At 50.7% G+C, this 5,769-nt stretch carries 3 protein-coding genes and 1 riboswitch; all 3 genes read left to right on the top strand.

From position 1 onward, the window contains the following. Window positions 1–29: 29 nt before the first annotated feature. Complete coding sequence (locus B3W37_RS15345; protein WP_483171650.1) at window positions 30–1,172, top strand: glycosyltransferase family 4 protein; 1,143 nt, start codon at window positions 30–32, stop codon at window positions 1,170–1,172. 551 nt (window positions 1,173–1,723) lie between these two features. Further along, window positions 1,724–1,860, top strand: a riboswitch (molybdenum cofactor riboswitch). A gap of 207 nt (window positions 1,861–2,067) precedes the next feature. Beyond that, on the top strand, window positions 2,068–4,746 hold the full coding sequence (fdhF, locus tag B3W37_RS15340; RefSeq protein WP_483171648.1) for a formate dehydrogenase subunit alpha: 2,679 nt from the start codon (window positions 2,068–2,070) through the stop codon (window positions 4,744–4,746). Window positions 4,747–4,759: 13 nt separating this feature from the next. Then, window positions 4,760–5,769: molybdopterin-binding protein (locus B3W37_RS15335; RefSeq protein WP_483176312.1), on the top strand; the 1,010-nt coding region annotated here is incomplete at its 3' end.

Raw genomic sequence — 5,769 nt, 5'->3', positions numbered from 1 at the left:
TTATTATGAATTCCTGGGAGAACTGATGAATGAAGATCGCGGTTAATCTCACTTACCTGGCGGGCGGCGAACAGCCTGACGGAACCGGACAGTTTGCCTTAAATCTGTTTAAAGGCCTGCAGGCTATCGGTAAGTTGAATGATTTCCACCTGTTTGTCACCACTGCCTTCCGCCAAAAATGCCAGGATTTATTCCCGGAAGCTAAGGTTATCCCTATAGCCTCCATGAGACAATTCGGCAGTGTCAACAAATATCATTTCTTTTTGCAGTCGCTTTCCATCAACCGCTGCCGCTTACCTCATTTTCTAAATAAAGACCGCTATGATCTGCTATATCATCCCTTCTACGAGGTCGATGATTATATCAGTGAAAAAATACCTACGGTCATAACGGTGCACGATTTGTTCTTCAGGAATTATCCGCAGGGATTTAACCGTAATTATTTAAGGTATATAAAGTACCGCTATGAGAATGCGATCCGCCAGGCCGCTCATATTGTGGCGCCTTCACAGTTCGTCAGGCAGGATATTTTGAAATACTACCCTAATGCCCAGCCCGACAAGATTACTGTAGTCAATAACCCCATGTGGGGCGACGCTGATAATATCAGGGACTACCCACTGGAAAGGCCCTATATATTAAGCGTCAATTCCATACGCGAGCCAAAGAACCTCATTACCTTATTGAAAGCTTTTCAACTGATCGAAGATAAGGTGGAGCATCACCTGGTGCTTACCGGGGCGAAAAGAAAGCTCAGTATCGACCCCGAACAGTATGCGCAGCGGAATAATATCAAAAAATTGATTATGACCGGTTATGTATCAGATGAGCACAGAAATTATCTATACCGAAATGCCGCTCTTTTTATCTCACCTTCACTGCATGAAGGTTTCGGCATGACCCCGGTTGAAGCGGCGTTATGCGAAGTGCCGGTATTGACCACCCGCGAGACCAGCATCCCGGAAATCACCAGAAATCTGGTGAATTATTATGAACCTGCCCGGGACCACCAGGTCTTGGCCGAAAGAATACTTCATCTTCTCAAGAATCGTCCGCCCCAAAGCGAACTGCACCGTATCAAAAACACCCTGGCTCAGGAATATGATCCGCAGAGAATAGCAGCCCAATATTATGATGTTTTCCAGATGATGGTCAGCTCGGATTCACGCTGAGGGAAACGGGATTGATCATGATTTCGAAATCATGCGGTTTATATATTATTTATAGGAATATATTGAATTACAAGAAGGAATATCTTATAGACTGTCGAACTAGATAAGTGAATACGTCTGTGTATTTTGAAGACAGTTTTTAATGTCGGATAAGAACAAAATTCTTTTGTTGATAGGCTGAACTGTTTTTAAAATATTGGCGTCACAAGTGCAGCATAAAAGGAGGTGAGAAAGTGCTTTCAATGGCAGGGTTTATGCCAACCATCAAGTGTTGCGGGTGAGCAATCGCCCATGAGCCGGTGGTTCATCGTGTTTCAAAACACAATAGCGCAACTGGAGAATTGAATTCATGGAAGCCTTTCTTAACTGCTTCTGGCTGCCGACATACGACCCACGCCAATGCCTGCAACCAGCCTGGTTAAAGGTATATCTTGCTTCAGATAAGCCTTTCACGAAGCTTTTCTCCTCTCTCAGTTCATTGTACAAGCGATGTGTGCTTTTGCCCTGCGAACTTGCGTGTCCATTATATTCATGTTGAAAATTTGATATTTTTCAAAGCGTAGCTCCAAAGCGACTTCTCCTAAAGCTTCGGCCATGGGGATTTAGCCGACTTGGTTATATACCAGTACGGTAAATCTGGAAACGGGTTTGCCTCCCTTATTTGGAAAGGAGTCACTGGCCGAGAAATCTATTTGCGCTGCCCTGGTTTTGCTGAGCAGAACATTGGGTGTTGATGTGCAATGGGCGCCTTGAGGCGTTTCTGGACAGGGGAAGGAGCGTGCATTTGAATGCAAGTCATTGACAGGATTATCCATGGCAATGAAGGCCCTCCTTCTATTCAGATAGGAGGTTTTTTATTTGCTTATCCCTGGAATTATTGAAAGGAGTGATGGTAGTGGAACTCATTAAACTGATCATCAATGGGAAGGAGGTTGAAGCCCCGGCGGGGAGCACAATACTCCAGGCTGCTGAAAATGCTGGCATTCCTATTCCCAGGTTGTGCTATGATCCGGATCTGAGTCCTTTGGGAGCATGCCGCTTATGCGTAGTGGAAATAGAAGGTAACCGCCTGCTGCCCGCTTCATGTGTAACACCGGTATCACCCGGAATGATCGTGCACACTGATTCGCCTGCCGTCGTCGAGGCGCGCAAAACCATCCTGGAACTGCTCATCGCCAATCATCCCCTGGATTGCATGACCTGCGACAAGTTGGGTGCTTGTAAGCTGGCTGATTATTGCTACCAGTACGGCGTGAAAGAAAGTGCTTTCCAAGGGGAGAAACACAGCTATGCCATAGACGAAAGCAATCCCTTCATTATCCGGGATTTGAACAAATGTATTCTGTGCGGCGCCTGTGTAAGAGCCTGTGAAGAAATGACCGGCAAGGACAACCTGTCTTATCTGCATCGCGGCTTCCACCGTAAAGCCACCACCGCCGGGGATGTTCCTTACATTGATTCGGATTGCGTTTTCTGCGGGCAGTGCGTGGCGGTATGCCCCACCGGGGCACTGACCGAAAAGTCCATGGCCGGAAAGGCCCGCCGCTGGGATCTGGAACGGGTCACAACCACCTGCCCCTTCTGCGGCACCGGCTGCAATTTCGACCTGGCAGTAAACCAGGGCAAAGTGATCGGCGTGCTCTCCAATCCAGATGCTCCGGTAAATGGTCGCAGCTTGTGTGTAAAAGGACGTTTTGGCTGGGATTTCATTTACAATGAAAAGCGCCTTAAAACTCCGCTGATCAAGCGCAATGGTAAATTCGAGGAGGCTTCCTGGGACGAAGCTTTTGAGCTGATTGCCCAGAAGTTCAACGAAAACAAAGCCAAGAATGGTCCCGATTCCTTTGCGGCGTTAAGCTCAGCCCGCTGCACGAATGAGGAAAACTTCCTGGTACAGAAGTTCACCCGGGCTCATTTGGGTACCAACAATGTCGACCATTGCGCCCGCACCTGCCATGCTCCTTCAGTGGCCGGCCTGGCTAATTCTTTCGGCAGCGGCGCCATGACCAATATCATTGCTGAAATTTCTGATGAAGCCGAACTGTTATTCCTGATTGGCATCAATCCTACTGAAGCCTATCCGGTGGTCGGCTATAAAATGCGCCAGGCAGCGCGCAAAGGCTGCAAACTGGTGGTTTGCGATCCCCGTCGCACCGAACTGGCCGCTGAAGCGGACATTTGGCTGCGGCAGAAGCACGGCACCGATATTCCGCTGCTCAATGGGTTAATGCATATCATTATCAAAGAAGGTCTGGAAGATAAAAAGTTCATTGCCGAACGCACTGAAAATTACGAAGCCATGAAAGCGCTGGCCGCCGAATACACGCCGGAACGCGTCTCCGAGATAACCGGGGTCGCCGTGGAAGACCTCTACCGGGTGGCCCGCCTGTATGCCACCACTGACAAGGCCATGATCTTCTATTCACTGGGCATCACCGAACACATCTGCGGAACCCGCAACGTTATGAGCATTGCCAACCTGGCCATGCTGACCGGTCATATCGGCCGGCCGGGGGTGGGCGTCAACCCGGTCCGCGGACAGAACAACGTTCAAGGGGCCTGTGACATGGGCGCTCTGCCCAATGTCTATTCCGGCTATCAGAGTGTTACCGACCAGGCCGCCCGGGAAAAACATGAAAAGACTTGGGGCGTTTCCTTGCCTGATAAAGTGGGTTTGAAGATCCCGGAAATGTTTGAAGCCGCCCATGAAGGAAAAGTCAAGGCCATGTATATTCTGGGTGAAAATCCGGTTCTGACCGATCCCAATGCCAATCATATCAAAGAAGCCCTGGAACGGCTGGACTTTTTTGTAGTACAGGAACTTTTCCTGACCGAAACCGCCGAATTTGCGGATGTGGTGCTGCCGGCCGCCAGTTTCGCCGAATGCGACGGTACCTTTACCAATACCGAACGCCGGCCTCAGCGGGTTCGTAAAGCTATTGAGCCTCTGCCCGGGCAGGCCAACTGGGAAACCATTTGTCAGATGGTCACCCGCATGGGCTACCCCATGAGCTATAACCATCCCAGTGAAATCTGGGCTGAAATGGCATCATTATCTCCATCCATGGCCGGCATCAGCTTTGAGCGTATGGAAAAAGAATCCGTGCACTGGCCCTGCCCCTCCAATGATCATCCCGGTACGCCCATTCTGCATATCGGCAAATTTACCCGCGGGCTGGGAGGCTTCCAGCCCAATGAGCATATTCCTCCGGGAGAATTACCCGATGCGGATTATCCCATCTTGTTGTGCACCGGTCGGGTCATGCAGCACTATAATGTGACCACCCAATATTCAGCAGGCCTGGCCAGTGTATGGGATCGTGAGATGACCGAGGTCAACCCGCAGGAAGCTCAAAAATTGGGTGTGGTTACCGGCAGCCGCATGAAGGTTACGTCCCGCCGGGGTGAAGTGACCACCACCGTCTGGGTAACTGAGCGGGTGCAGCCCGGGGTCATCTGGATGTCCCACCATCATAGTGATACGCCCACCAATGAACTTACCAGTCCTTTTGTATGTGATATTGCCGGCACCGGTGAGTACAAGGTGTGCGCTGTAAAAATCGCCAAGGCCTAGGCAGGAGGCTGCTATGCTTAGAATAGCTTTAACGGAGGCAATCGGGCAATCACTGGGCCATGATATTACCATGATTGTGCCGGGTGCTGTAAAAAGGAGAGCCTTCAAACGGGGTCATGTTATCCGCCCCGAGGATATAACGGTATTGAAGGATCTGGGAAAAGAGCATATTTACGTCTGGGAGCCCGATGACTCCTCGGTGCATGAAGATGAGGCCGCATTGCGGCTGGCCCATATGGCAGCCGGTCCCGGTCTTACCTGGACGGCCCCCAATCAGGGCAAGGTAAATCTTCGGGCTGCTTATGACGGGCTGCTCAAAGTTCAGGCCGAACAACTGACCCGGATGAATCTCCTGAACGACATTATCTTTGCCACCTTGCACAATGACCGGGTGGTGGCCAAAGGCCAGATCGTAGCTGGCACCAGGGTGGTTCCGCTGGCGGTTGAACGCAGCATCATCGAAGCGGCGGAAAAGTTCTGCGTAGGCCGGACGCCTATTCTCACCGTAAAGCCGTTTTTCCCGTTATGGACCGCAGTGGTTACTACGGGCAGCGAGGTAAACAGCGGCAGGATAAGAGACGGGTTTGCCCAGGTCATTCGTCATAAGATCGCACCTTATGGAGGACGTTGGATGGGACAGATTATTGTTCCTGATGAACCTGAGCTGATCACTATGGAGATTCAGAACTTTATTGCCGAAGGCGCCGAGCTGATTGTGGTTACCGGGGGTATGTCGGTGGATGCCGACGATGCCACGCCCCGGGCCATCAAGGCTACCAAAGCGGAGCTTATCTTCTATGGCGCTCCGATTTTGCCTGGCTCCCAGTTTATGCTGGCTTACCAGGGACATGTGCCTATATGCGGTGTGCCGGGAGGCGCCCTGTTCAGCCGTAAGACCACATTGGATCTTCTGCTGCCGCGGATATTTGCCGGCGACCTGATATCCCGTATGGATATTGCGGCTATGGGCCATGGAGGTCTGTGTGGAGAGTGTAATATCTGTCATTTTCCCCAGTGTCCCTT

The organism is Syntrophomonas sp. UBA5494, from assembly GCF_002426325.1.
This window is presented reverse-complemented; position numbering and strand designations above follow the sequence as displayed.